This is a genomic window from Nocardioides sp. JCM 18999, from assembly GCF_055391175.1.
In genome coordinates, this window is sequence record NZ_AP043887.1 from 2,388,493 (window position 1) to 2,412,469 (window position 23,977).

Annotated in this window: 22 protein-coding genes; 9 read left to right on the forward strand and 13 right to left on the reverse strand. The window is 70.5% G+C overall.

Annotation, left to right across the window (positions count from 1 at the left end):
• Position 1 precedes the first annotated feature (1 nt).
• From ACZ5J1_RS11720 to ACZ5J1_RS11745, 6 genes are all read right to left on the reverse strand, one after another.
• A complete protein-coding gene (locus tag ACZ5J1_RS11720; protein WP_464558945.1) occupies positions 2-1,096 on the reverse strand; it encodes a hypothetical protein in 1,095 nt (364 codons plus the stop codon).
• Positions 1,093-2,025: a glycosyltransferase family 2 protein gene (locus tag ACZ5J1_RS11725; protein ID WP_464558947.1), complete on the reverse strand. Its 933-nt coding sequence runs from the start codon at positions 2,023-2,025 to the stop codon at positions 1,093-1,095. The genes ACZ5J1_RS11720 and ACZ5J1_RS11725 overlap by 4 nt, the downstream gene beginning before the upstream one ends.
• On the reverse strand, positions 2,022-3,158 hold the full coding sequence (locus ACZ5J1_RS11730) for a hypothetical protein (RefSeq protein ID WP_464558949.1): 1,137 nt from the start codon (positions 3,156-3,158) through the stop codon (positions 2,022-2,024). Before ACZ5J1_RS11730 ends, ACZ5J1_RS11725 begins: the two co-directional genes overlap by 4 nt.
• A complete protein-coding gene (locus tag ACZ5J1_RS11735; RefSeq protein WP_464558951.1) occupies positions 3,159-4,184 on the reverse strand; it encodes a hypothetical protein in 1,026 nt (341 codons plus the stop codon).
• A 57-nt stretch (positions 4,185-4,241) separates the two neighbouring features.
• The gene (locus tag ACZ5J1_RS11740) at positions 4,242-5,888 is read right to left on the reverse strand and encodes a sulfatase family protein (RefSeq protein WP_464558953.1); all 1,647 of its coding nucleotides are present in this window, start codon (positions 5,886-5,888) and stop codon (positions 4,242-4,244) included.
• A gap of 73 nt (positions 5,889-5,961) precedes the next feature.
• Entirely contained in the window at positions 5,962-7,155 is a 1,194-nt protein-coding gene (locus tag ACZ5J1_RS11745) for an acyl-CoA dehydrogenase family protein (RefSeq protein ID WP_464558955.1), read from the reverse strand.
• Positions 7,156-7,270: 115 nt separating this feature from the next.
• Here ACZ5J1_RS11745 and ACZ5J1_RS11750 point away from each other — a divergent pair, with 115 nt between their 5' ends.
• Complete coding sequence (locus tag ACZ5J1_RS11750) at positions 7,271-8,365, forward strand: exonuclease/endonuclease/phosphatase family protein (RefSeq protein ID WP_464558957.1); 1,095 nt, start codon at positions 7,271-7,273, stop codon at positions 8,363-8,365.
• On the opposite strand, the gene ACZ5J1_RS11755 is transcribed toward ACZ5J1_RS11750, so the two are convergent.
• Complete coding sequence (locus tag ACZ5J1_RS11755) at positions 8,323-9,414, reverse strand: endonuclease/exonuclease/phosphatase family protein (RefSeq protein ID WP_464558959.1); 1,092 nt, start codon at positions 9,412-9,414, stop codon at positions 8,323-8,325. The genes ACZ5J1_RS11750 and ACZ5J1_RS11755 overlap by 43 nt on opposite strands.
• A 121-nt stretch (positions 9,415-9,535) precedes the next feature.
• On the opposite strand from ACZ5J1_RS11755, the gene ACZ5J1_RS11760 reads away from it, so the two are divergent.
• From ACZ5J1_RS11760 to ACZ5J1_RS11795, 8 genes are all read left to right on the forward strand, one after another.
• Positions 9,536-11,518 carry an endonuclease/exonuclease/phosphatase family protein gene (locus tag ACZ5J1_RS11760; protein WP_464558961.1) on the forward strand — a complete coding sequence of 661 codons (1,983 nt, stop codon included), beginning with the start codon at positions 9,536-9,538 and terminating at the stop codon, positions 11,516-11,518.
• Positions 11,519-11,527: 9 nt separating this feature from the next.
• Positions 11,528-12,778: a magnesium transporter MgtE N-terminal domain-containing protein gene (locus ACZ5J1_RS11765; protein ID WP_464558963.1), complete on the forward strand. Its 1,251-nt coding sequence runs from the start codon at positions 11,528-11,530 to the stop codon at positions 12,776-12,778.
• Positions 12,771-13,325, forward strand: a complete 555-nt coding sequence (locus ACZ5J1_RS11770) for a DUF1003 domain-containing protein (protein ID WP_464558965.1) — start codon at positions 12,771-12,773, stop codon at positions 13,323-13,325. Before ACZ5J1_RS11765 ends, ACZ5J1_RS11770 begins: the two co-directional genes overlap by 8 nt.
• A gap of 11 nt (positions 13,326-13,336) precedes the next feature.
• Positions 13,337-14,509: an Mrp/NBP35 family ATP-binding protein gene (locus tag ACZ5J1_RS11775; protein WP_464558967.1), complete on the forward strand. Its 1,173-nt coding sequence runs from the start codon at positions 13,337-13,339 to the stop codon at positions 14,507-14,509.
• Positions 14,510-14,536: 27 nt separating this feature from the next.
• Complete coding sequence (locus tag ACZ5J1_RS11780) at positions 14,537-14,878, forward strand: sec-independent translocase (protein WP_464558969.1); 342 nt, start codon at positions 14,537-14,539, stop codon at positions 14,876-14,878.
• An 8-nt stretch (positions 14,879-14,886) separates the two neighbouring features.
• Complete coding sequence (locus ACZ5J1_RS11785) at positions 14,887-15,438, forward strand: hypothetical protein (RefSeq protein ID WP_464558971.1); 552 nt, start codon at positions 14,887-14,889, stop codon at positions 15,436-15,438.
• A 146-nt stretch (positions 15,439-15,584) separates the two neighbouring features.
• Complete coding sequence (locus tag ACZ5J1_RS11790; RefSeq protein WP_464558973.1) at positions 15,585-16,253, forward strand: LysM peptidoglycan-binding domain-containing protein; 669 nt, start codon at positions 15,585-15,587, stop codon at positions 16,251-16,253.
• Positions 16,250-16,750: an Rv3235 family protein gene (locus tag ACZ5J1_RS11795; protein WP_464558975.1), complete on the forward strand. Its 501-nt coding sequence runs from the start codon at positions 16,250-16,252 to the stop codon at positions 16,748-16,750. The genes ACZ5J1_RS11790 and ACZ5J1_RS11795 overlap by 4 nt, the downstream gene beginning before the upstream one ends.
• Before the next feature lie 18 nt (positions 16,751-16,768).
• Here ACZ5J1_RS11795 and secA read toward each other — a convergent pair whose 3' ends face one another.
• The 6 genes from secA to ACZ5J1_RS11825 all read right to left on the reverse strand — a co-directional run bounded on the left by secA (position 16,769) and on the right by ACZ5J1_RS11825 (position 23,916).
• Positions 16,769-19,606, reverse strand: coding sequence for a preprotein translocase subunit SecA (gene secA / locus ACZ5J1_RS11800; protein ID WP_464558977.1), 2,838 nt, complete (start codon positions 19,604-19,606; stop codon positions 16,769-16,771).
• Positions 19,607-19,617: 11 nt separating this feature from the next.
• On the reverse strand, positions 19,618-20,277 hold the full coding sequence (locus ACZ5J1_RS11805; protein WP_464558979.1) for a dihydrofolate reductase family protein: 660 nt from the start codon (positions 20,275-20,277) through the stop codon (positions 19,618-19,620).
• Between the two features lie 19 nt (positions 20,278-20,296).
• Entirely contained in the window at positions 20,297-21,490 is a 1,194-nt protein-coding gene (locus tag ACZ5J1_RS11810) for a winged helix-turn-helix domain-containing protein (protein ID WP_464558981.1), read from the reverse strand.
• Positions 21,487-22,158, reverse strand: coding sequence for a response regulator (locus tag ACZ5J1_RS11815; protein ID WP_464558983.1), 672 nt, complete (start codon positions 22,156-22,158; stop codon positions 21,487-21,489). The genes ACZ5J1_RS11810 and ACZ5J1_RS11815 overlap by 4 nt, the downstream gene beginning before the upstream one ends.
• An 81-nt stretch (positions 22,159-22,239) precedes the next feature.
• On the reverse strand, positions 22,240-22,848 hold the full coding sequence (gene hpf / locus ACZ5J1_RS11820; protein WP_464558985.1) for a ribosome hibernation-promoting factor, HPF/YfiA family: 609 nt from the start codon (positions 22,846-22,848) through the stop codon (positions 22,240-22,242).
• A gap of 357 nt (positions 22,849-23,205) precedes the next feature.
• Positions 23,206-23,916 (reverse strand): ComF family protein, encoded by a 711-nt coding sequence (locus ACZ5J1_RS11825; RefSeq protein ID WP_464558987.1) that lies wholly within the window; start codon positions 23,914-23,916, stop codon positions 23,206-23,208.
• Positions 23,917-23,977: the final 61 nt, after the last annotated feature.

Genomic DNA, 23,977 nt, shown 5'->3' on the forward strand with positions numbered 1-23,977 from the left:
CTTAGTTGCGTCCGGACCGACGCCACCACGGTGCCCGAGGAGTGGGCGTCGGCTCGTGCTTCGGGCCGGGTCGTGCCTCGCTCCGGTAGGCGGCGTACCGCGCCAGGGTCTCGATCGCGACCCGCGCGACCTCGGCCTCGGAGACCTCCGGGATCGCACCGGTCTGCTCGGACCGCGGCCGGAGCACCTCGAGGTCACCACGCACGTCGATGCCGTCGGCACCCATCCGCTCGATCACCCCGTCGGTGTAGGTCGCGACCCAGTCCAGGTGCTCGGGCGGGAGCCGCAGCTTGCCGCTCGCCCCGGCGGGCAGGACGCCGCGGACGAACGGCCGTCGGACCAGCCGGGCGAAGTCGCGGTAGACCGGCAGCGAGTCCTGCGCGTCCACCGCGCCCGTCACCCGGCGGAACACCTCGGCCTCGACCGCCCCGAAGGAGGTGTTGACCGCGCGTCCGGGCCGCCGGATCGCTCCGGCGTCGACGCCGAGCAGGTCGGCGGTGGCGGTGAAGATCGCCTCCGGGTCGCCGGTGTCGATCGGCACCAGGTGGATCCGGTCGGTCGGGACCAGGCCGCTGAACGTCTCGATCACGCCGACGGCGTCCTGCCGGTTCCAGTACCGCTCGGCCCAGATCCCGGTCCGGTCACGGACGGCGTCGACGAACTCGGCGTAGCTGAGCGCCATCCGGTGCTTGAGGAACTGCTGGTACTCGCTCGGCAGCTGCAGCGCCCAGCCGCGCACGGTGATCATCAGGTGGAGCTCGGTGTCGGCCGCCTCGGCGGCGGCGGTCAGGGTCTCGGCGCCTGCCCGATCGATCTCGGCCAGGTCCTCGTTGCTGATCAGCAGGACGTCACCGGGCGTGCTGCGCAGGCGCTGCGGCAGCTCGGCCAGGGCGGCCTCGTCCCGCGGGCCGCCGTACGCCTCGACGGGGCGCCACCCGAGCGGGACGACCAGGTGCGCCAGGTGCTCGGCCCGGTTGCGGAAGGGCACCCCGACCCCGACGGCGGCGAGGTCGTCGATGGACTCCCACAGCCCGGCCTGGAGCGAGGAGGTCCCGGTCTTGCTGCAGCCGAGGTGGACGATCAGACGACGGGTCATGCCAGTCCTCGCAGGCGGTCGGGGATCCGGGTGGGCGGTTCGCGGCGCAGGGCCTCCAGCTGTCCCTGCCGCGGGGAACGGTGCACCCCGTCCTCGTTCAGGACGAGGCTCGCCAGGTCGATCGTGCTGGCGTCGAACTCCGGCACCACGCGGGCGTCGAGGCCCTGCACCGCCGCGTCGAGGGCGGCGACGATGTCGTCCGGCTCCTTGCTCCAGCTCGAGGCCTTCGCCCGTCCGGTGGCCAGGAAGAGCTCGTGCCGCACGGCGGCGATCTCGGCCACCCGGTCACGGTCGGCGAACTTGAAGTGGAACATCAACGCCGCCGGGTCGGGGACGTACGGCGCCCCGAGCCCGTGCGAGGCCAACGCCCAGCGGGCCGAGGTGCGCTTGATCGCCGGCTTGCACATCACCGGCGCGAAGATCGCATGGGCACGCTGGGCCAGCAGCGGCGCCTCGAGGTCGAGGGGCGCCTCCCCCGGCGTGTGCACGACGTTGAGGCCGAGGACCCCCATCGTGGCCGGGTAGCCACGCGCCTCGAGCAGCGCGGCGAGCGTGCCGAACTCGGGCTCGACCACGAGGAACTCGTCGGCGTCGAGAGCCACCACGTAGTCGTAGGCGTGCAGCAGGCCGGCAGCGAATCCGCTCAGCAGCCGCATCCGGGTCCGCTCGAACGGCTGCGGGTCCAGCGACGGGAGGTGCTGCACCGTGCAGGGCAGGCCGCGGGTGGAGCCGTCGGAGGAGTTGTCGTCGAGGACCAGCAGGTTGTCGACGCCCACCAGCGCGGCGTGGTGACGCACCCAGGCTCCGAGCATCGCGCCCTCGTCGCGGGCCATGGTGAGGATCGCGACCGTCGCGGGTCCACTCGGCCGCTGCCAGTCCCGGTCGCGCAGCTCGCCGTCGGTGGTCGAGCCACGGGAGAAGAACCTCATGGCGCGATCCTTCCAGTTCCGGTCTCGGTGCCTGCCGGCCGGATCAGGGCAGCCAGGGCGGCGATCTCGCTGGCGGCGTCCGACGGTGCCGACTCGGGTGCCGACTCGGGTGCCGGGTGGCCGAGCTCGGCGGCGAGCCCGACCCGTCCTGCGTGGGCTGCGGCCGCGATGTCGGCCTCGCTCACCCGTTGCGGGTCGATCCCGACGGCGTCGGCGGGGACCAGGTCGGACCAGGAGCCCTCGAGCCGGCAGCCGGTGCGACGCAGGTCGCGGAGCATCCGGGCCGACTGGCGCCGCACCCACCAGGAGATCCGCAGGCCGAGCCGGGGCTCGTCGCCGGCGCGCGGCGCCAGCACGGTCTTGGCGAGCACCTCCTTGCGCACGGTGCGTTCGGCGGCCGACGCGGTGCCGGCGTCATCCAGCACGGCGTTGAGCCGGTGCAGCATCACTGCGGAGGCGGCGCCCACGGAGGCGTTCGCGCTCGGCGGCGCTGCGAGTCCGGCGGGATCGAAGCCGACGGCGCGGGCGAACCGGACCAGCAGGGCGTTCCGGTCACCGCCCGACCACGGGACGGTGACCACCGTGACGTTCTCCGGTCCGACCGCCGCACCCCAGCGCCGGACGATCCGGACCACGTCCTGCTGCCGCCAGAAGGTGCGGCCGGCCTCGCTGCGCGTGGCCGGGTCGAGCCCGCGCCGTGGCCGGGCCTGCCGGGCGCCGGCGAGGTAGTCGGGCCAGGACCAGCTGCGGCCGTTCTGCACCGTCTCCTGCCACATCGAGACCAGGGAGCGGTTGAGGTCGCGGACCGTGACCACCACCTCGACCGGGGTCGGGGCGAAGCTGCTGACCGCCTCGGCGACCTGGCTCTCGCGGAACGTTCCGAGGTACTCCATCGAGACCACGGCGGTCCCGGGCCAGGCCTCGACCTCGGCCACGAGCGCGGCCCAGGAGGGCCGAGGGGTGCCGGACGGCGTCAGCAGGTCGCGGACGGCGCGGACCTGGTCGGTCCACGCCGAGCCCGGGACCAGGACGTCCTGGTCGGCCAGCTCGTCCCGCCGGGCGACGAGGAGTGCTTGGAGGGAGGTGGTGCCGGACTTCATCACGCCGACGTGGAGGACGACCCGCTGCGCCACCTAGAGCCCCTGCGTCCGGTGCTCGGGGTCGGCCTTGACCGAGCGCAGCACGAGCGCCTCGATCGCGGCCAGGGCCGCGTCGAGCTCGGCCTCCTGCCCGATCCGGTCCGGGGAGACACCCTCGGAGGAGAGCGGCGTGAGCTCGTCGAGGCTCCCCACGATCCGGGCTCCGGAGGCGGTCAGCGCCGCCCGCTGGTCGTCGGCGCTCGAGCGCAGCCAGCGCGGGACCCGGAACGCGATGCCGGGTTCGTCGCTGCGGTGGTCGGCCAGGAGGGTCTTGGCCAGACCGAACTTCACGTGGCGGGAGTAGTCGGGCCACTCCAGGCGGCCCGCGAGTCGGGTGTTGAGCCGCTCCAGGACGGCGGCGGAGGCGACGCCCAGGGACTCGTTGCCGTGGCGGGGTGGGGCCGCGCAGTCGACCGGTAGTCCGGCGGCCTCGCAGAACCGGCGCCACAGCTCCTCGGAGTCCGCACCGGGACGGGGCAGCGTGACCACGCTGACCGCGTCAGCCCCGACCAGGCCGGCCCACTTGGTGACCACCGCGGCGGTGTCCTGCTCGGCCCAGAAGGACTCACCGGGCCCGCGGCGGTGACGGACCCCGTCGACGTACTCGGCCCAGGACCAGGTCCGGCCGTTCTTCAACGTCTCCTGCCACATCGACGGGATGGTCCGACCGAGGTCGCGTGCCGTGACGACCACCTCGAGCCGTGCTCCGGGGAAGGAGTCGACGACCCGCTGCAGCTTCTCGGCGGGCGGGGCGGCGAGGAACTCCATCGAGATCACCGCGGTGCCGTCGTGGGCAGCGATGTCGGAGACCATCCGGCCCCACGCGTCGTCGAAGGTGCCGTGCGCTCGTTGCCGGCGCCCCAGCGCGTCGCTGACGGCGTTCACCTGGTCGCGCCACTCGGCGCCGGGGAAGAGGATCCGGGCCGCGGCGAGACTCTCCGCAGCACCGCCGAGCCGTGCCTGGACGTGGGACGTTCCGGACTTCATCAGTCCGACGTGCAGGACGACCCGCTCAGCCATGGGACTTCCTCCTGCACGCGAACACGCTGCGGAGCCTATCGGTCCGGGCTCAGACGCTCAGCGCCACGGACGCCCGGTGCGGGCCTTCACCCCGGCGAACTGCGCCTGGGTGAGGTCGCGGTTCTCGGCTGCCGTGACGGCCAGCTCGGCGGACAGGGTGGGCCGGCACGCCTTGCCGCGGCAGTCCTTGAGGTCGGCCCACAGCGCGGCGAGCTGGTCCTCGACGCCGGCGTAGGCCGCGTCTCCGCTGACGTTCGACAGCTCGTTGGGGTCCTTGAGCAGGTCGTAAAGCTCGGTGCGGTCGCCAGCGTTGCGGGTGTACTGGTACCGCGCGGTCCGGATGCCGATCTGGGAGCGGACCCCGAATCCGGGGGCCTTGTTCCGGTCGGTGAGGCTGCCCAGCACGCTCTCCGTGAGCTGCGGGTGCCGCCACCCGATGTCACCGTTGCGGATCACGCCGAGCCGGGAGGAGCCGTCGGGGTCGTGGTGATCCGCCATCAGGGTGCTGGCCCCGGCCATCGCGGTGATGGTCGCGGTCAGGTCCATCGTGGAGATCGGGTCGTAGCGACGCTCCCCGACGGGGATGCCCGGGCCGGCGAGGGCCAGCGGGACCCGCAGCGCCGGCTCGTAGTTGATCACCTTGCCCTGCGGCTTGCGGTGCTCCCCGAGGAAGAAGCCGTTGTCGGAGGTGAACATCAGCACCGTGTTGGACAGCTCGCCCGTCTGGCGCAGCGTCTGGACCAGCTTGGCGATCTGACCGTCGAGCACCGAGAGCGCCTCGGCGCGCTGGCGGGCCACGGCGCGGATCTTCTTCGCCATCCGGGCCCCGGGCTCACGGCCCTGGCGGATCGCGGCCGGCTTGTCGCTGACGTCCTTCTCGGACTCCCCCGACCGGGACAGTCCGGGCGCCTTGGTGATCCGGCGGTCGAAGTCGCCACGGACCGATTCCGGACGCGCGGGGGTCTTGAGCCCCTTCGGGTCGTCGGCCTCGCGGGGCGAGCCCACGTGCGGCGCGATGAAGGACAACCAGACGAAGAACGGCTTCGACGACTTCGAGAAGTCGGTGACCACCTGGCGTCCGGCGCGGCCGAGGACGTTGGTCTGGTAGCCCCGGGTGTCGACCGTGCGGCCGTTCACGTTGTAGGCGGTGTGCATGTAGTTGTACGTGTCACCGGTGATGCCGGCGGCGCGGTTGTGGGTGAGTGAACCCTGCCACCGGGTCCAGCCCTTCGGCACGTAGTGCACCGAGCTCTTCCCCGTGACTCGCGACGGGGCGGTGCCGTAGTTGTTCAGGTACTTGCCGAGCATCGCGGTGTTGTACCCGACCTGCTGCATCGCCGTGGCCAGGGTGAAGGAGTCGTCGAACGCCCCGAAGCCGAACGGCGCGGCGTTGGAGAGGACGTCGTGGTTGTGCGCGTACTGGCCGGTGAGGAAGCTCGCCCGGGCCGGGCAGCACAGCGGGTACGGCGAGAAGGAGTTCATGAACTCCACGCCACGATCCACGACGAGCGAGCGCAGGTGCGGCATCGTCCGGATCTCGTCCTGACGCATGTCGTCGGCCATGACCACGATGATGTTCGGCCGGGCCGCCACCTCCGGTGTCGGCGCACTGCGAGCGCCGGCACCGTCGACGAGGACCAGGGTCGCGGTGACCAGCACCCCGATCGCCGTCAAGGGGACGGCGACGCGTCCGCGCCACTTCATGGTTCCTCCGTGCAGCTCTCCCGGACCAACTCCGGTCCGTGTCCAGCCGCCGGTGACTTTAGTCGAGGACCGACTAGAGCTTGTACTCCTTGAGCAGCTGACGACCGATGATCATCTTCTGGATGTCGGAGGTGCCCTCACCGATCAGCATGAACTTGACCTCACGCATGAGGCGCTCGATCTCGTACTCCTTGGAGTAGCCGTAGCCGCCGTGGATCCGGAAGGAGTCCTCCACGACCTCGTTGGCGTACTCGGAGGCGACCATCTTGGCCATCCCGGCCTCGACGTCCATCCGCTTCCCGGTGTCCTTGAGCTTCGCCGCGCGCACCATCATCGTGTGCGAGACCTCGACCTTGGTCGCCATCTCGGCGAGCCGGAACAGGACGGCCTGGTGGTCGGCGATCTGCTTGCCGAACGTCTTGCGCTGCTGGGCGTAGGCCACACCGAGCTCGAAGCCGCGGATCTGCAGGCCGCAGGCGCGGGCGGCGACGTTGACCCGGCCGACCTCGACGCCGTCCATCATCTGGAAGAAGCCCTTGCCGGGCTCGCCGCCGAGGATCTGGTCGGCACCGATCTGGTGGCCCTCGATCACCAGCTCGGTGGTCTCGACGCCCTTGTAACCCATCTTGTCGATCTTGCCGGGGACGGTGATGCCCTGAGCGGTCTGGCCGAAGCCGGCCTCCTTCTCGACGAGGAAGGTGGTCATGTTCTTGTAGACCGAGTCCGAACCCTCGTCGGTCTTCGTCAGGACGGCGACCAGGGTCGAGGTCGCACCGTTGGTGAGCCACATCTTCTGGCCGGTGATCGAGTACGAACCGTCCTCGAGCCGGGTCGCCTTGGTGGAGACGGCCGAGACGTCGGAGCCGAGACCGGGCTCCGACATGGAGAAGGCGCCGCGCACCTCGCCGGTCGCCATCCGCGGGAGGTACTTCGCCTTCTGCTCCTCGGTGCCGTGCTGCATCAGCAGGTAGGCCACGATGAAGTGGGTGTTGATCACGCCGGAGACGCTCATCCAGCCGCGGGCGATCTCCTCGACGACCAGCGCGTAGGTCAGCAGCGACTCACCCAGGCCCCCGAACTCCTCGGGGATGGTCAGGCCGAAGACGCCGAGCTCCTTGAGCCCCTCGATGATCTCGGTCGGGTAGGTGTCGGAGTGCTCGAGCTCCTGGGCGACCGGGATGATCTTGTCCTCGACGAAGTCGTGGATGACGCTGAGGATCGCGACCTGATCCTCGGTCAGTCCTTCGGTCTGGGCGAGACGACCCATGGTGGAGCTCCTTCACAAGCGCAACAGAGTTAACGTGCGGATGTTACTCGCAGGTATGGGGCCGTGGTTGTGAGGAATCCCACGGGTCAGGCAGGCCGACGTAAAGTTCGCCGGCATGGGACAGCACTCGGCTTCGCGATCGGCGAACCGACTCCCGCTGTCCCCGGGGGTGGCGATCGCCGCGTTGCTGGTCACCGCCGGCCTGGTCCTCCTCGGGTTGGCCGTCCGGGTCGGCCCGATGGCGGCCGACACCGCCGAGCGCACCGCCGGGTCGGTGTCGAAGGCGCCGGCACCGGTCGTCGCCGGGGTGAACTTCACCACCCGGATCTACACCCTGGCGGAGCTGAAGAAGCGCTTCGCGGCCAAGGGCATGAGCTACGTGAGCGGGAACCCCCGCAAGCCGACCACCTTCGTCGCGTCGTCCTTCAACATCCTCGGCTCCAGCCATCTGAAGAACGGTCCGGGGCGGGCCGCCCGTGCCGGCGCGCTGACCAAGGCCAAGGGCGTCAGCGTCGTGGGTCTCCAGGAGTTCCAGTCCAACCAGCGCTCCGCGTTCCTGTCCAACGCCGGCATGGTCTCCTACCCGGACACCGGGAGCCGGCTGGAGGGCGAGAACTCGATCGCCTGGGACCCGGACGTCTGGGAGCTCGTCGACGGACAGCTCCAGGACATCCCCTACTTCTTCGGCAAGAAGCGGGCGATGCCGATCGTCCTGCTCCGGCACGCGAAGACCGGCCGGATGATCTGGTGGATGAACGTGCACAACCCGGCCGACGTGTTCGGCTGCAAGTGCGGCGGTTGGCGGTCGCGGGCGATCGGCATCGAGGTCGCCAAGATCAAGGCGCTGCACGCTGACGGCACCCCGGTCTTCTTCACCGGGGACCTCAACGACCGGTCCGCGGTGGTGTGCCGGATCGCGGTCGGTGCCGGGATGAGGTCGGCCGACGGTTCGCACGCCGACGGTGGCTCCTGCAACCCGTCGGGGAGCCTGTGGATCGACTGGGTCTGGGGCAGCGGGGACCAGGTGTCCTTCAGCGACTACAACCGGGACTACCGCCCTCGGAGCTCACCGAAGATCTCCGACCACCCGATCATCACCTCGACCGCCACGATCGAGCCGGCGGCCGGCGACAACGGCTGCAAGAGCTACCGGCGCCACTCCGAGACCTACTGGTTCTGCCCGGACCCGACGCTGACCGAGGCCGAGTAGACCGGGTGGTCGGTGGCCAGCCGGGTCAGGTCGCTGCGGTCCTTGACGTAGCCCGACCAGACCATGCCGCGGGTCCCGACCATCCAGTCGATCGTGCTGGGGCGGGGACCCACACAGGTGCCTGAGGCGTCGACGCCGCCCGGGTTCGGGAAGGTCAGGCCGAGCCCGGACCCGACCGCAGCGCAGTAGAAGGCGTCCTTCGCGTTCATGTCACCGAGCAGCACCACCGGCGTCCCGTCGGCGGACAGCTCGCGCATCGCCGCGAGCTCCTTGCGCACCGCAGCGGCCCGGTAGGGAGCCTGACCGTGGTACTTCCAGGTGTCGGCGGGGTTGTGCACGTTGATGAACCAGACGGTCCGGCCGGTGCTCCGGTCACGCAGCAGCGCGACCGGCGAGGCGAAACCGTGCCCGTTGAAGTAGGGGATGCTCAGCGACGTCCCGGTGACCAGTTCCCACTTCTCCTTGAGGTAGCCGATGGAGTTGCGTCCGTCGGCTCCCCCGCCGCCGGCGGGCGGCCACAGCCCCCACACCGGACCGACCAGGTTGGTGAACAGTCGTGCCTGGGGCGACTCGAACTCCTGGAACCCGACGACGTCGGCCTTGTGCGCGGCCAGGACCTGGATCGCGTAGTTCATCCGCTCGGTGTAGGGCCGCTTGATCCGCGAGTCGCCCTTCTTCGTGGTGTGCGAGGCGCCGAGCACGTTGAACGTCGCCAACCGGAAGACCAGCCCGGCGTCGGCCCCGGCCTGCGCGCGCTGGGCGAGCGCGGCCTGGGAGGCGGCTGGGGGCATGCCCGGTCCGGCCGGAGTCGTCGGCGCGGTTGCGGCCGAGGCGCTCGGCGACGGGTCCTGCGAGGCCGGGCTGGCCGAGGGCGACGGCCCGAGCGAGGAGTGCTGGACGGTGCCGGAGGCAACCGCCTTCGGAGGCGGTCCGGCCTCCGAGGTCGACCGGTTGAACCAGATCCCGGCGCCGACCAGTCCTGCGAGCAGGATCAGGATCGCGGCCACGACGGAGACGTCGAGGACGAGCGAGCGGGAGAGGCGAGGCACCGCCAGATCTTACCCGCGGCTTCCGACCCAGGACGGTCTTTTCCCGCGTCCGGCCGCCTCAGAAATCACTGCTGTCACATTAGTATCGGCTGGGATCGCTTCCCGAAGGTCTGGAGACCTCATGCAGTCCCACCCCGACCAGAGCGCCGAGTCGGCGCGCGCACCAGGGTTCTCCTGGCGCGCCCTGATCGCCCTCGGCGTCAGCCTCGTCGTCATCGCCACCGGCGGAGCGCTGGTCCTCGCGGCCCACACCCCCGCTACGGCACCGCAGGCAACACTGGCCGCAGGGTCAGGCTCCGCCTCGGCATCGAGCTCGACGACGACCAGCCCGAGCCCGACCAGCCCGCCGACGCCGACCGCGCCGTGGCTGCCGACGACCGCCCGGGTCTCGACGTTCAACGTGCTGGGCTACTCGCACACCGACCCCAGCCGGAGCGGCTACCGCAAGGGCTGGCTCGACGGCCGCGCCCGCCAGTCCCAGGCCAACCAGATCATCCGGGCGAACAACCTCCAGATCATCGGGTTCCAGGAGATGCAGGTCCCTCAGATCGCCGTCTTCAAGGCCGAGATGGGCGCCAGCTTCGAGCTGTGGCCGGGTGGATCGTTCGCCGGCAAGAACCAGGGCAACGTCAACGACAACTCGATCGCCTGGCGCAAGGACCTGTGGACCGCGATCAGCAAGAGCTACTACAACGCGCCCTACTTCAGCGGACGCAACGTGGTGAAGCCGATCGTGCTGCTGCAGAACAGAGCGACCGGTCAGCAGGTGTACGTGACGAACACGCACAACCCGGCCAACACCGAGGGCAACGCGCAGAAGTACCGCGACCAGTCGGTCGACATCCAGGCCGCGACGTTCAACGCGCTCCGTGCCCAGCACCCGACCACGCCGATCATCTTCACCGGTGACATGAACGACCGGTCGAAGTTCTACTGCCGCTTCACCGCGAAGACCTCGATGCGGGCCGTCAACGGCGGCATCCGCACCACGAAGAGCTGCACGTTGCCGAAGTCGCCGCAGATCGACTGGATCATGACCACCCCGGACGTGCAGTGGAACGGCTACCAGTCGGTGCGCTCGGCGTACGTGAAGAAGACCACCGACCACCCGGTGATCTGGGCCGACACGACCATCGCCGCCCCCGCCGTCCAGCGCTCGGGGATCAAGCGGGTCGTCGTGCTCGACGTGGAGGGGCTGCCCTCGGCCGCGATCAGCGGTGCCCGGGCCGGCTACGCGCCCCGGATCGCCGCCCTGCGGGCGACGGGCGTCAGCACCCTCAACGCGCGCACGACCGCGGAGAACGTCGGTTCCCTGCCGAACCTGGTCACCACCCTGACGGGCCGCCCGGTGAGCACGTCGCTCGGCGGGCACAACGTCTCGTTCGCCCAGGACAAGCCCCGGCTGAAGTCGTACCGCACCCTGAAGTCGAAGACCGGCGCCTACGTCAACACGCTCTTCGACACCGTGCACAACCAGGGCGGCAGCACCAGCTTCATGTCGACCGACCCCAACGCCGCGATCGTGATCCGGAGCGCCCGCGCCGGGCTCGCCGACAGCCAGGGCGTGGACTACGGCACGAACAAGCTGACCGCCGCCAGCATCCGGGCCAAGGACTCCGAGGCGATCACGGTGCTCACCAAGCAGCTCACCTCGAACCCGCGCACCGTCTCCTACGTCCAGCTCTCGAATCCCCGCCTCGTCGGCGAGGCCCACGGGTTCTTCGGCACGAAGTACCTGAGCGCCGTCCGGCGGGCCGACGCCCGGGTCGGTCGGATCATCGCCCTGATCCGCTCCACGCCCGCACTGGCGAGCTCCACCGCCGTCGTGCTGACCTCCAGCGGCGGCGGGAGCGGCCGCAGCACCACCGGCAGCGCCCTCACCAACTACCAGGTTCCGCTGGTGGTCTGGGGCCACGGCATCACGGTCGGTGACCTCTACCAGCTGAACCCGACCTTCCGCGATCCGGGCACGACGCGGCCCGGGTACGGCGGGGCGCAGCCGCTGCGCAACGCGAACGTGGCGAACATCGTGACCACCCTGATCGGGCATCCCGCCCTGCCGACACCGACCACCTACGGGCGGGCGATCCGACTGTTCCACTAGCGTTGGCACGTGAGCACCACACCGACGCGCGTCTACGTCGCCCGACTCGTCGGGCTGCCGATCTTCGACCCGGTCGGCGATCAGGTCGGCAAGGTCCGCGACCTGGTCGTCAGCGTCCGAGCCGAAGGCAGTCAGCCTCGGGTGCTCGGGGTCCTGGTCGAGGTGTTCGGTCGACGCCGGATCTTCGTCCCCATGACCCGGGTGACGAGCATCGACTCGGGCCAGCTCACGACCACGGGGCTGGTCAACATGCGCCGCTTCGAGCAGCGTCCGACCGAGACCCTGGTGATCGGCCAGATGCTCGACCGGCAGGTCACGATCACGACCAACGGGATCGAGGGGACGGTCTACGACGTCGCGATGGAGCAGGCCCGCAACCGGGACTGGGTGCTCTCCCGCGTGGCCGTCGAGGAGCCCTCCAAGGGCCTGCGGCGCCGCGGCCAGACCCACGTCGTGGAGTGGCAGGACGTCGCGGGGCTGTCGCAGCGCTCCCCCACCCAGGCGGCGACCCAGCTCGTCCAGGCGATCTCCGAGATGCGGCCGGCCGACGCCGCCCAGCTGATCCACGACCTCCCCGTCGAGCGTCGTCGCCAGGTGGCGGCCAGCCTCGACGACGAGCGGCTCGCCGAGGTGCTCGAGGAGCTCCCGGAGGACGACCAGGTCGAGATCCTCGAGGCGCTCGACTCCGAGCGCGCCGCCGACGTGCTCGAGGAGATGTCGCCGGACGACGCCGCCGACCTGATCGCCGAGCTCCCTCCCGAGACCGCGGCGACGCTGCTGGACCTGATGGAGCCCGAGGAGGCCGAGGACGTCAAGCGGCTCCTGTCCTACGCCGAGGACACCGCCGGCGCCATGATGACCCCCGAACCGGTCATCCTCGGACCCGACGCGACCGTGGCCGACGCACTGGCCCACGTCCGCAACCCCGAGCTCACCCCGGCCCTGGCCGCGCTGGTCTACGTCTGCCGCCCGCCGCTGGAGGCACCGACCGGCAAGTTCCTGGGCGTCGCCCACATCCAGCGGCTCCTCCGTGAACCTCCTTCGAGCCTGGTCGCCGGGGCGATGGACACCGACCTCCAGGCGCTGCGTCCCGGCAGCACGCTGGACGAGGTGGCGGCCCACCTGGCGACGTACAACCTCGTCGCAGCACCGGTCGTGGACGACAACGGACGCCTGGTCGGCGCCGTGAGCGTCGACGACCTGCTCGACCACATGCTTCCCGACGACTGGCGTGACAAGGCGGTGCGCAGCCATGGCTAAGACCTCGGACCCGACCCCGCGCCCCCGGCTCGACACGCCGCGGGACCTGCGTCGCAGCCGACTGATCAGGCGTCCCACCCTGAACACCGACGAGTTCGGAGTCTTCGCCGAGCGGTTCGCCCGCTACATGGGCACCGCGAAGTTCCTCATCCAGATGACCGCGTTCGTCGTCGTCTGGTTCCTGTGGAACACACTGGCGCCCGAGGAAGCACGCTTCGACCCCTACTCGTTCACCTTCCTGACCCTCATCCTCAGCCTGCAGGCGTCGTACGCCGCCCCCCTGATCCTGCTCGCGCAGAACCGCCAGGAGGACCGCGACCGGGTGATCGCCGATCAGGACCGCCGGGTCAACGCCCAGGCCCAGGCCGACATGGAGTTCCTCGCCCGCGAGGTCGCCTCGCTCCGGATGGCGCTCGGCGAGGTCGCCACCCGTGACTTCCTCCGCTCCGAGCTGCGTTCGCTCCTGGCCGAGCTCGACGAACGTGAGGATCGCGGCGACCAGCGGGACCGAGACACCGAAGCGGGACGCGAGGCACCGGGCGCGTAGGCTCTCCCCTCGTGAGTACGGGGAACGAAGCATTGCTCGAGCGGATCCAGGCGGCACTGGCGACGGTCAACGACCCGGAGATCAAGCGGCCGATCACCGAGCTCGGGATGGTCGACAGCGTCGACGTCTCCGCCGACGGCGTCGTCGACGTCAAGGTCCTCCTCACCGTGTCGGGCTGCCCGCTCAAGGACACGATCAACCGGGACGTCACCGCGGCGCTGGACGCGGTCGACGGCGTCACCGGGATCAACCTCGAGCTCGGCGTGATGACCGACGAGCAGCGCACCGAGATGCGCAACCTGCTCTCCGGCGGCGCGGCCCAGCGTGAGATCCCGTTCGCCCAGCCCGGATCGCTGACCCGCGTCTTCGCGATCGCGTCCGGCAAGGGTGGCGTCGGCAAGTCCTCGACCACGGTCAACCTGGCTGTCGCGATGGCCCGGGCCGGGCTCAAGGTCGGCATCGTCGACGCCGACATCTACGGCCACTCCATCCCGGCGATGCTGGGGGTGGCCGACTCACGCCCGACCCAGGTCGAGGACCTGATCATGCCGGTGCCGACCGCGTCCGGTGTCTCGGTGATCTCGATCGGCATGCTCAAGCCGCGCCGCGACCAGGTCGTCGCCTGGCGCGGACCGATGCTCGACCGGGCCCTGCGCCAGATGCTGGCCGACGTCTACTGGGGCGACCTCGACGCCCTGCTGCTCGACCTGCCGCCGGGCACCGGCGACGTCGCGATCTCGCTGGGCCAGTACCTGCCCAACGCCGAGGTCGTCGTGGTCACCACGCCCCAGGAGGCGGCCGCCGAGGTCGCCGAGCGCGCCGGCACGATGGCGGAGATGATGCACCAGCGCGTCGTCGGCGTGGTCGAGAACATGAGCTACCTGCCGTGCCCGCACTGCACGGCGGAGGGCATCGAGCACCGGCTCGAGATCTTCGGCGCCGGTGGCGGTGAGCGGGTCGCCGCGACCCTGTCGCAGCGCTTCGGCACTCCCGTCCCGCTGCTCGGCGAGGTGCCGTTCGAGATGTCCCTGCGTGAGGGTGGCGACGCCGGCAAGCCGGTCGTCGAGGCCGACCCGACCGCACCGGCCGCGCTCGAGCTGGTCCGGATCTCGGAGACCCTGACCGGTCGCGGTCGCGGGCTGGCCGGACTCCAGCTCGGGCTGACCCCGTCCAGCAAGTTCTGATCGACCCGATCCTCTAGGCTTCCCAGCATGTTCGGAGTCGGCCTGCCGGAGCTCGCCGTGATCGCGTTCGTCGCGATCCTGGTCTTCGGCCCGGACCGACTCCCGGAGTTCGCCCGTCAGGCGGGCCGGTTCGCCCGGGAGGCCAAGCGTTTCGCCGACGGCGCCCGCGACCAGCTGCGCACCGAGCTGGGGCCGGAGTACTCCGACCTCGAGCTGCGTGACCTGGACCCGCGCGAGTTCGTCCGCAAGCAGATGAACCAGATCCTCACCGACGAGGAGATGGCCGCTCAGGGCGCGGCCGCGGGAGCACCGCGGCAGCGACCGCTGCGCCCGGGCGAGAAGCCCCCCTTCGACGTCGACGCCACCTGAGCCGTTCGATGGTCGAGGAGCCTGCCGAACCGAGCGACCCGCTCGCGCTGGCAGCCCTGCTCGACGACCTCGAGGCTCGGGCCGAGTCTGCGTTCCAGGCCGACCGCGACGACGAGCTCGCCGATCGCAGCCGGAGCGAGTACCTCCAGGTCACCCTCGCAGCCCGACTGATGGCCGAGGTCGGCCACGACGTCAGCCTCGAGGTGCACGGCGTCGGAGCCCTGCACGGGACCATCGACCGGGTCGGCACCGGCTGGCTGCTGCTCCGCCTGCACCGCGCCGAGTGGTTGATCCGGCAGGCGGCGATCATGACCGTCCGCGGGAGCCGACCACGCGCGGTCCCGGAGATCGCCTGGCCGGTCACGGCCCGCCTCGGGCTCGGTTCGGCGCTGCGCGGGCTGGCCGAGGCGGGGACGCCGTGCGTGGTCCACCTGACCGACGGCGGCACCGTGGAGGGTGTCCTGGCCCGGGTCGGGGCGGACTTCGTCGAGGTCGTCGGCGCCGACGGGCGCGTCACGCTGACGGCCCTGGCGGCGTTGGCCGCCGTCCGCCACGCCTGACCCGAGCCAGGCTCGCCCCGCCCCCGGGCGCACCGACTCCCGCCTTGTCCCCAACCGCTGGAGTCGCCATTGACGACCTCAACAAACGAGGCGTTTGATAGTCAAACAAACGCAAACGCAAAGATACGGATCTCGGGAGGACTCGTATGCGCTCGTCTCGTTGTCGCTCGCTCGCCGTCGCCGCCGGGGCCACCGTGGCCGCCGCGCTCCTGGCCCACCAGCTCCTCGGCGAGCTCCGTCGCCCGGCCGCGGGCACCCTCGGACTCGATGCCCTGGTGCTGCGGGCCTGCCTTCTCGCCCTGCTGGCCTGCCTCGCCTGGGGCTGGCTCGCCGTCCTCGCCTGTGTCGCCGACGCGTGGCGCGCGAGTCCTCGGGAACAGCGTCCGGGGGTCCCCGCCGGGCTGCGTCGTCTGGTCTTCCTGGCGTGCGGCGTGACCCTCGCCGCGGCGGCTCCGGCGCTGGCCGCCACCGACCACGGCCAGGACCCGGAAGCCGCTCAGATCGCCACCCTGATCGCAGGGCTGCCGCTGCCGGACCGCACCACCGACGTCGATCCCGGAGCGCGCCAGCAGCCGAGCACGCGCAGCGACCAGAAGGACCCGACCCACGGCCGGGTGGAGGTCCGGCCAGGCGACTCGCTGTGGCGGATCACCGAGCGCCTGCTTCCCGACGCCGACGTCGAGGCCGTCGCTCGGGGCTGGAACGAGCTGTATCGCGCGAACCGTGAGCTGATCGGCGCCGACCCGGGCGTGATCCTGCCCGGGATGGCGCTCACCGTGCCGGACGCACTCGCCGCTGTCGGGAGCCGGCGATGAGCTCGGCCCGCGTGGTCGCCCTGCCGACCACTCCGATCGCGAGCGTCCAGGGCACCCTCGCCCTGGCCCTGGAGCCCCGGCGGGAACCGCCACGGACTCGGCCGACGACCACCGGGACCGGCGCCGACGTCGTCGAGATCGGCGCGTCAGCGCGACGGGAGGTCGAGCTGTGGGCGACCCGGTACGCCCAGGCGGCCGTGGAGATCGTGGGCGGGGACCGCCCGCCGCACCAGCTCTCGCGGTGGACGGCGCCGCGGGTCTTCGCCGACCTGCGCCGCCGGGCCGAGCTGGTGGCTCGTGCCGGCGGTCACCACCCGGGTGAGGCACGGGTGCAACCCGTGCATCCGCGCGTGGTCGGCGTGCACACCTGCTTCGTCAGCGACGCGATCGTCGAAGCCGGCCTGCACGTCCGGTACGGCAACCGGTCCCGTGCGGTGGCAGCCCGCTTCGAGCGTCAGCGCGACCGCTGGGTCTGCACCGCGCTGGACTTCAGCTGAGCCCGTGACGGGCCCGGCTCAGCCGACCCGCGAGCTCTGCCCCGTCGGTCCACCGGAACGACCGTGGCAGGCCTTGTACTTCTTGCCACTGCCGCACGGGCAGGCCTCGTTGCGACCCACGCCGGCGAACGGGTCGTCGGCGTTGGAGACCGTCGCCGACGGGTTCACCACCGACTCGTCCCCGGACTCGTCCGGCGCGGAGTAGGTGAGGTTGCGCGGCTTCGCGGGCGTGTCCAGACCCTTGGCCTTGATCTGCGGAGCGGCCGCCTCGACGAGGCCGGCCGGCGGCTCGGCGAAGGCACCCTCGTGCATCGGCCCGGCGTGCGCCGTGCCGTCGGCGTGGTAGTGCACCTCCTGCTCGGACTCGACCTGGACGTCGAGGTTGAACAGGAAGCCGACGGCCTCCTCCTTGATCGAGTCCATCATCGCGCTGAACATCTCGAAGCCCTCGCGCTGGTACTCGACCAGCGGGTCGCGCTGGGCGTAGGCCCGCAGCGAGATGCCCTCACGCAGGTAGTCCATCTCGTAGAGGTGCTCGCGCCACTTGCGGTCGAGCACCGAGAGCAGGACACGGCGCTCGAGCTCACGCATGACCTCGGAGGTGATCTCCTCCTCGCGGCGGTCGTAGGCGGCGTGCGCGTCGGTCTTGAGGTCCTCGATCAGGTCGTCGCGGTCCATGCCCTCGCGGCCACCGGCCTCGTCCTCGAGCTCCTCGAGGTCCAGCGACACCGGCCAGAGCTGGCCGAGGTCCGTCCACAGCTGCTCGAGGTCCCACTCCTGGGTGACCTCCTCGGTGTGGCTCTTCACCGCGCCCTCGACGACGTCGTCGAGGAAGGTGCGGATCTGCTCGGCCAGGTCGGCACCCTCGAGCACCTCGCGACGCTCGGAGTAGACGACCTTGCGCTGACGGTCCATCACGTCGTCGTACTTGAGCACGTTCTTGCGGGACTCGAAGTTCTGCGACTCGACCTGGCCCTGGGCGCTGGCGATGGCGCCCGTGACGCGCTTGGCCTCGATCGGGACGTCGTCGGGGATCCGGAGAGCCTGCAGCACCCGGTCGACCCACTCGGACTTGAACAGGCGCATCAGCTCGTCCTCGAGCGAGAGGTAGAACCGCGACTCGCCCGGGTCACCCTGGCGGCCGGAACGACCACGCAGCTGGTTGTCGATCCGGCGGGACTCGTGCCGCTCGGTGCCCAGCACGTAGAGACCGCCGAGCTCCTTGACCTCGTCGTGCTCGGCCGCGACGCGGGCCTTGACCGACTCGACGGTGGCGGGCCAGGCCTCGTTGTAGGCGTCCTCGGTCTCACCGGTGGGCTCGATGCCGCGCTGACGCAGCTCCTGGTCGGCGAGGAACTCGACCGAACCACCGAGCATGATGTCGGTGCCTCGACCGGCCATGTTGGTCGCCACCGTGACGGCGCCCTTGTGACCGGCGAGCGCGACGACCTTGGCCTCGTTCTCGTGCGCCTTGGCGTTGAGGACGGTGTGCGGCACGCCCTTCTTGCGCAGCAGCGCGGAGAGGTGCTCGGACTTCTCGACCGAGACCGTTCCGATCAGGACCGGCTGACCCGACGCACTGCGCTCCGCGACGTCCTCGACGACGGCGAGGTACTTCGCCTCCTCGGTGCGGTAGACGAGGTCGGCCTGGTCGATCCGGAGCATCGGCTTGTTGGTCGGGATCGGGACGACGCCGAGACCGTAGATCTTGTCGAACTCGCTGGCCTCGGTCATGGCCGTACCGGTCATCCCGGAGAGCTTGTCGTAGAGCCGGAAGAAGTTCTGCAGCGTGACCGTGGCCAGCGTCTGGTACTCCTCCTTGACCTCGACGCCCTCCTTGGCCTCGATCGCCTGGTGGAGACCGTCGTTGTAGCGGCGACCGGACAGGATGCGGCCGGTGTGCTCGTCGACGATGAGCACCTCGCCGTTCATGACGACGTACTCCTTGTCCTTGCGGAACAGCTCCTTGGCCTTGACCGCGTTGTTCATGAAGGAGATGAGCGGGGTGTTGACCGACTCGTAGAGGTTCTCGATGCCGAGGTGGTCCTCGACGACGGTGATGCCGTCCTCGAGGACGGAGATCGTCCGCTTCTTCTCGTCGACCTCGTAGTGCTTGTCGATCTCCATCTTCGCGACGATCCGGGAGAACTCGCCGTACCACTTGACGTCGTCCTCGGTCGGGCCGGAGATGATCAGCGGGGTCCGGGCCTCGTCGATCAGGATCGAGTCGACCTCGTCGACGCAGGCGTAGAAGTGGCCGCGCTGGACGCAGTCCTCGATCGAGGAGGCCATGTTGTCGCGCAGGTAGTCGAAGCCGAGCTCGTTGTTGGTCGCGTAGGTGATGTCGCAGCCGTACGCGGTCCGGCGCTCCGCCGGGGTCATGTCGGGCAGGATCACGCCGGTGGTCAGCCCGAGGAAGCTGAAGATGCGGCCCATCTGCTCGGACTGGTACGTCGCCAGGTAGTCGTTGACGGTGACCACGTGCACGCCCTCGCCCGCCAGGGCGTTGAGGTAGGCCGGCAGCGTCGCGACGAGGGTCTTGCCCTCACCGGTCTTCATCTCGGCGATGTTGCCGAGGTGCAGCGCCGCACCACCCATGATCTGGACGTCGAAATGGCGCATGCCGAGGACCCGCTTGCCCGCCTCACGCACGGTCGCGAACGCCTCGTACATCAGGTCGTCGAGCGATTCGCCGCCCTGGTAGCGGGCACGGAGAGCCTCGGTCTGACCGATCAGCTCCTCGTCGCTCATCGCGACGAAGTCGTCCTCGATCGCGTTCACTGCCTGGGCGATCCCCTCGAGCTGTCGGAGGATCTTGCCCTCGCCGATGCGGAGGATCTTGTCGAGAATGGCCACGAGGGAGAACTCTACCGGTGGCGCGTGAAAGTCATGTGGGTGACTCCGCTCGGCGTTGTGACCGAGGCCACGTCGTACGACGACTCGATCCCCTCGAGGCCGTCCCACAGGCGGACACCGCGACCCAGCAGGATCGGCACCACGACCACGTGCAGGTGGTCGACCAGACCCGCGGCGACGAACTCGCGGACCATCGTCGGTCCCCCACCGATGCGCACGTCGAGCCCGTCGGCGGCCCGGGTCGCCTCGGCCAGGACGTCGGCCGGGGCGGCGTCGCGGAAGTGGAACGTGGTGCCGCCGTCCATGACGATCGACGGCCGCGGGTGGTGGGTGAGGACGTAGACCGGGGTGTGGAACGGCGGCTCGTCACCCCACCAGCCGGTCCACTCCGGGTCGTCGGCCCATCCGGGCGGACCGAACTTGTTGGCCCCCATGATCTCCGCTCCGATCCCCTCCCAGGCCGCCGCGGCGAAGGCGTCGTCGGGGTCGGTGGCGGGATCGACAGCGACCCGTTCCCGGTTCCCGGTCTGGGCCTGGAACGTCCGGGTCGGGAAGAACCACTCCATCAACCGCATGCCGGCATGTCCGAACGGGGTCTCGAGCGACTGGCCCTCGCCGGTGGCGAAGCCGTCCAGCGAGACAGCGATGTTGTGGGCGCGGGTGCGGGTCATGTCTCTCCTACGAACGGGCCTACGAACGGGCGAGGTCGGCTCCGACAGCCTGGGCCAGGTCGCCGCGGGGCGCAACCACGACGTCGTCCAGCCCGAGCCAGCGGGCCAGCCGGCGCAGCTCCGCAGCCAGCTCCTCGGCCGTGTCGGCCGGGGCTCCGGGCTCGGCGTAGGCGCCCTGGACGAGCAGCACCCCGAGCCGACGGTCGGCCTTGAGGTCGACCCGGGCGACGATCCGGTCCCCGAGCAGGAACGGCAGCACGTAGTAGCCGTGCACCCGCTTCTCGGCGGGGACGTAGATCTCGATCCGGTAGAAGAAGTCGAACAGGGCCTCGGTGCGGGCCCGCTCCCACACCACGGGGTCGAACGGGCTCAGCAGCGCCCGCGCCTGCACCTTCCGCGGCAGGCGGGCCCCGGAGAAGAGGTACGCCGGCTGCCGCCATCCCTCCACCTGGACCTGCTGCACCTCGCCGGCCTCGATCAGGTCGGCCAGGGCGGTCTTCGTGTCGGTGACACCCATCCGGTAGTAGTCGGCGAGGTCCTTGGCGGTGCCGACCCCGTGGGAGCGGACCGCCCGACGCACCAGCTCGCGCTGCGCCTCCTCCCTGGTCGGGGTGGGCCGGTCCAGGACGGCGGCGGGGATCACCCGCTCGGGCAGGTCGTAGCGGACCTCGAACTGGCTGGTGCGTCCGGCGATGGCGACCTCACCGGTCATGTACAGGTAGTCGAGCGCGATCCGGGCCTGCGACCAGTTCCAGCCCCAGTGCTCCTTGGTCCGGGGAGCACCCGTGTCCAGGTCACGCGCGGTCAGGGCGCCGCGGTCGCGGATCTCGGCGAGGAGTCCGTCGTGCAGGTCGACGGGGACGTCCTTCCACCACTTGAACTGCCGCTCCCGGTAGTGCTGCATCCGCCACTGCATCACCGGCCACAGCTCGACCGGCATCAGTGCTTGGACGTGGGCCCAGTACTCGACCATCCGGCGGGGGCGCTCCTCGGAGGCGCGACGCAGCAGGTCGGTGTCGTAGGGCCCCATCCGGGAGTAGAGCGGCATGTAGTGCGCCCGCTGGAGCACGTTGACGCTGTCGACCTGGAGCACGCCGGTACGTTCGAGCGTCCGGGTGAAGGTGCGCATCGTCGGCACCTCGTGGGCGGGGTCGAGGAAACCCTGGGCGGCGAGCGCGATCCGGCGGGCCTGTGCCCGCGAGAGCGAGCTCACGGCAGTTCGAGCAGCTTCTCCCGGACGGCGTACATCACGGCTTCCATCCGGGAGTGCAGCTGCAGCTTCTCCAGGATGTTGCGGACGTGGTTCTTCACCGTGTTCTCGGAGATGAAGAGCTGCTTGGCGATCTCGCGGTTGTTCATCCCGGTGGCGACCAGGCGCAGCACCTCGAGCTCGCGCTCGGTGAGCTTGAAGCCGGTGCCGCTCTCCCGTTCGGGCCGAGACATCTGCTTGAACTCGTCGATCAGCTTGACCGCCATCGACGGGCTGATCAGGGACTGGCCGTCGGCGACCACCCGAACCGCCTGGACGACCTCCTCGACGGAGGAGTCCTTGAGCAGGTAGCCGCTGGCGCCCGCCTTGACGGCGTCGTACAGGTCGGCCTCCTCGTCGGAGACCGTCAGCATGATGATCTTGGCGGCCGGCACCGCGGCCTTGATCGCAGCACACGCCTCGAGCCCGGTCCGGCGGGGCATCCGGATGTCCAGCAGCACCACGTCGGGGGACGTCTGGGTCGCCTGGGCCGTGCCGGCCTCGCCGTCACCGGCCTCACCGACGACCTCGATGCCCGGTTCGGTGGACAGGACCATCGCGAGTCCTCGGCGGAAAAGCTCCTGGTCGTCGACGATGATCACCCGGACTGGGGTGTCGAGAGCGGCGGCCATGGGTTCATCATGACACGTCCGGGTGGTTCGGCCGTCTTGTGAGACGAAACACGAACCACCCGGACGGACTATGTCAGGGGGTCACTCGGCGAGGTCGAGAGCGATGACTCCGTAGTCGTAACCCCGGCGTCGGTAGACGACCGAGGGTCGTTCGCTCTCCTTGTCCACGAACAGGTAGAAGTCGTGGCCGACCAGCTCCATCTCGTAGAGGGCCTGGTCCAGGGTCATCGCTGCGGCCGGGTGCACCTTCTCGCGCACCACCATCGGGCCGTCACCCAGCACGGCGATCGGTCCGACCGACCGCTCGGTCTCCGACTCGACGATCACCTCGGGGGGTTGGATGTCGGCGAGCGCAGCAGCGACGGAGACGGGCGTGTGGCGTCCGCGGTGGACCCGGCGCCGATCGGAGGCGCGACGCATCTGGGAGGCCATCTTGTCCAGCGCCATGTCGAGGGCTGCCATCTTGTCGGCGGCACACGCCTCGGCCCGGATCACGGGTCCTTTCGAGTAAGCCGTGAGCTCGACGTGCACGGCGTCCTTGTGCTGGCGGGGGTTCGGTTCACAATCCACTTCGACGTGGACCCGCATCAGGCGATGGTCGTGCTTCTCCAAGCGGTGCAGCTTCTCCGCGACGTGGTCACGGAACCGATCGGAGACCTCGCAGTTGCGGGCCGTAACAACAATGTCCATAGGGACCTCCTAGCGCCCGACGGTGCTACCGCCGGATTGGGTGGAGAGTGGGTCACGCAGACCCGTGTGTGGACATGGAAATCCGTTCGGCCGACCTGATCTTTGACCCCACACTCGCCTGCTGCGGCTTGGCGGCTTCTGCCACGCCACCGTCTCCAGCACCTCCGCGGTATCTGACCGCGGCCGCCAGGCAGGACTTACGACTAAGCCGCACCATGCTCCCCACTCGCGTGGGTTACGTGGACCGTTTTGCCTGCGACTGGCATCGGCTTGTCGCGCTGACGCTCGGTGACCGGGCGTCAGTGCGACGCAATCACGGACCCGAACGGACTCCATGAAGAGACGGTAGACCCCCGGTCAAGGCGAGCCAACCCCGGGAGAGGAAAACCTTCGCCGGGTGGCCGCGACGACCGCGATCCCGGCCACCTGCAACCCGACGTCGGACAGCGCTCGTTGGGCCGCTCGAGCGGTGGCTCCGGTGGTGAGCACGTCGTCGCAGATCACGATCCGGGCCGCCGTACGGTGGCGGGCGAGGCGACGCAGCGCCGGCGTGGACGTGGCCATCGAGCCGTGCAGGTTGTCCGCCCGGGCCGCGGCCCCGAGCCCGGCCTGGTCCCGGACCACCCGGTGCAGCCGCAGACCCGGCCAGACGCTGACGTCGGCTCCGCAGCGGCCCAGCAGGCGGGCGGCGTGCCGGGCGAGCACCGCGGTGGTGTCGAGGCCGCGGGAGCGCACGCTCGCGCTGCGCGACGGCACCGGCACCAGCACGAGGGCGTCGTCGATCCCGTGAGCGGCGACCGAGGCGGCGAGGCGGCGGCCGAGCGGTTCCTCCACGCCCCGGACACCGTGCTCCTTGAACGCGACGACCAGGGCACGCAGCCCGGCGGCGTACTCCCCCGTGGCGACCGGCGGCACCAGGCCCGGCGGCGTCGGCGTCGGCCAGCTGGGCGTCGGGACCACCGGCGAGCCGGCCTCGCAGGCGTCGCACCACGGTCGCCCGGGTCGCTGGCAGCCCACGCACCGCGACCCGAGCAGGAGGTCGAGGACGGCATCACGCAGGTCGGTCACCGGTCCAGCCTGAACCGATCCGGTCACTGGGCGCCGGCGGCGTCGCGCGCGCTGGGGACAG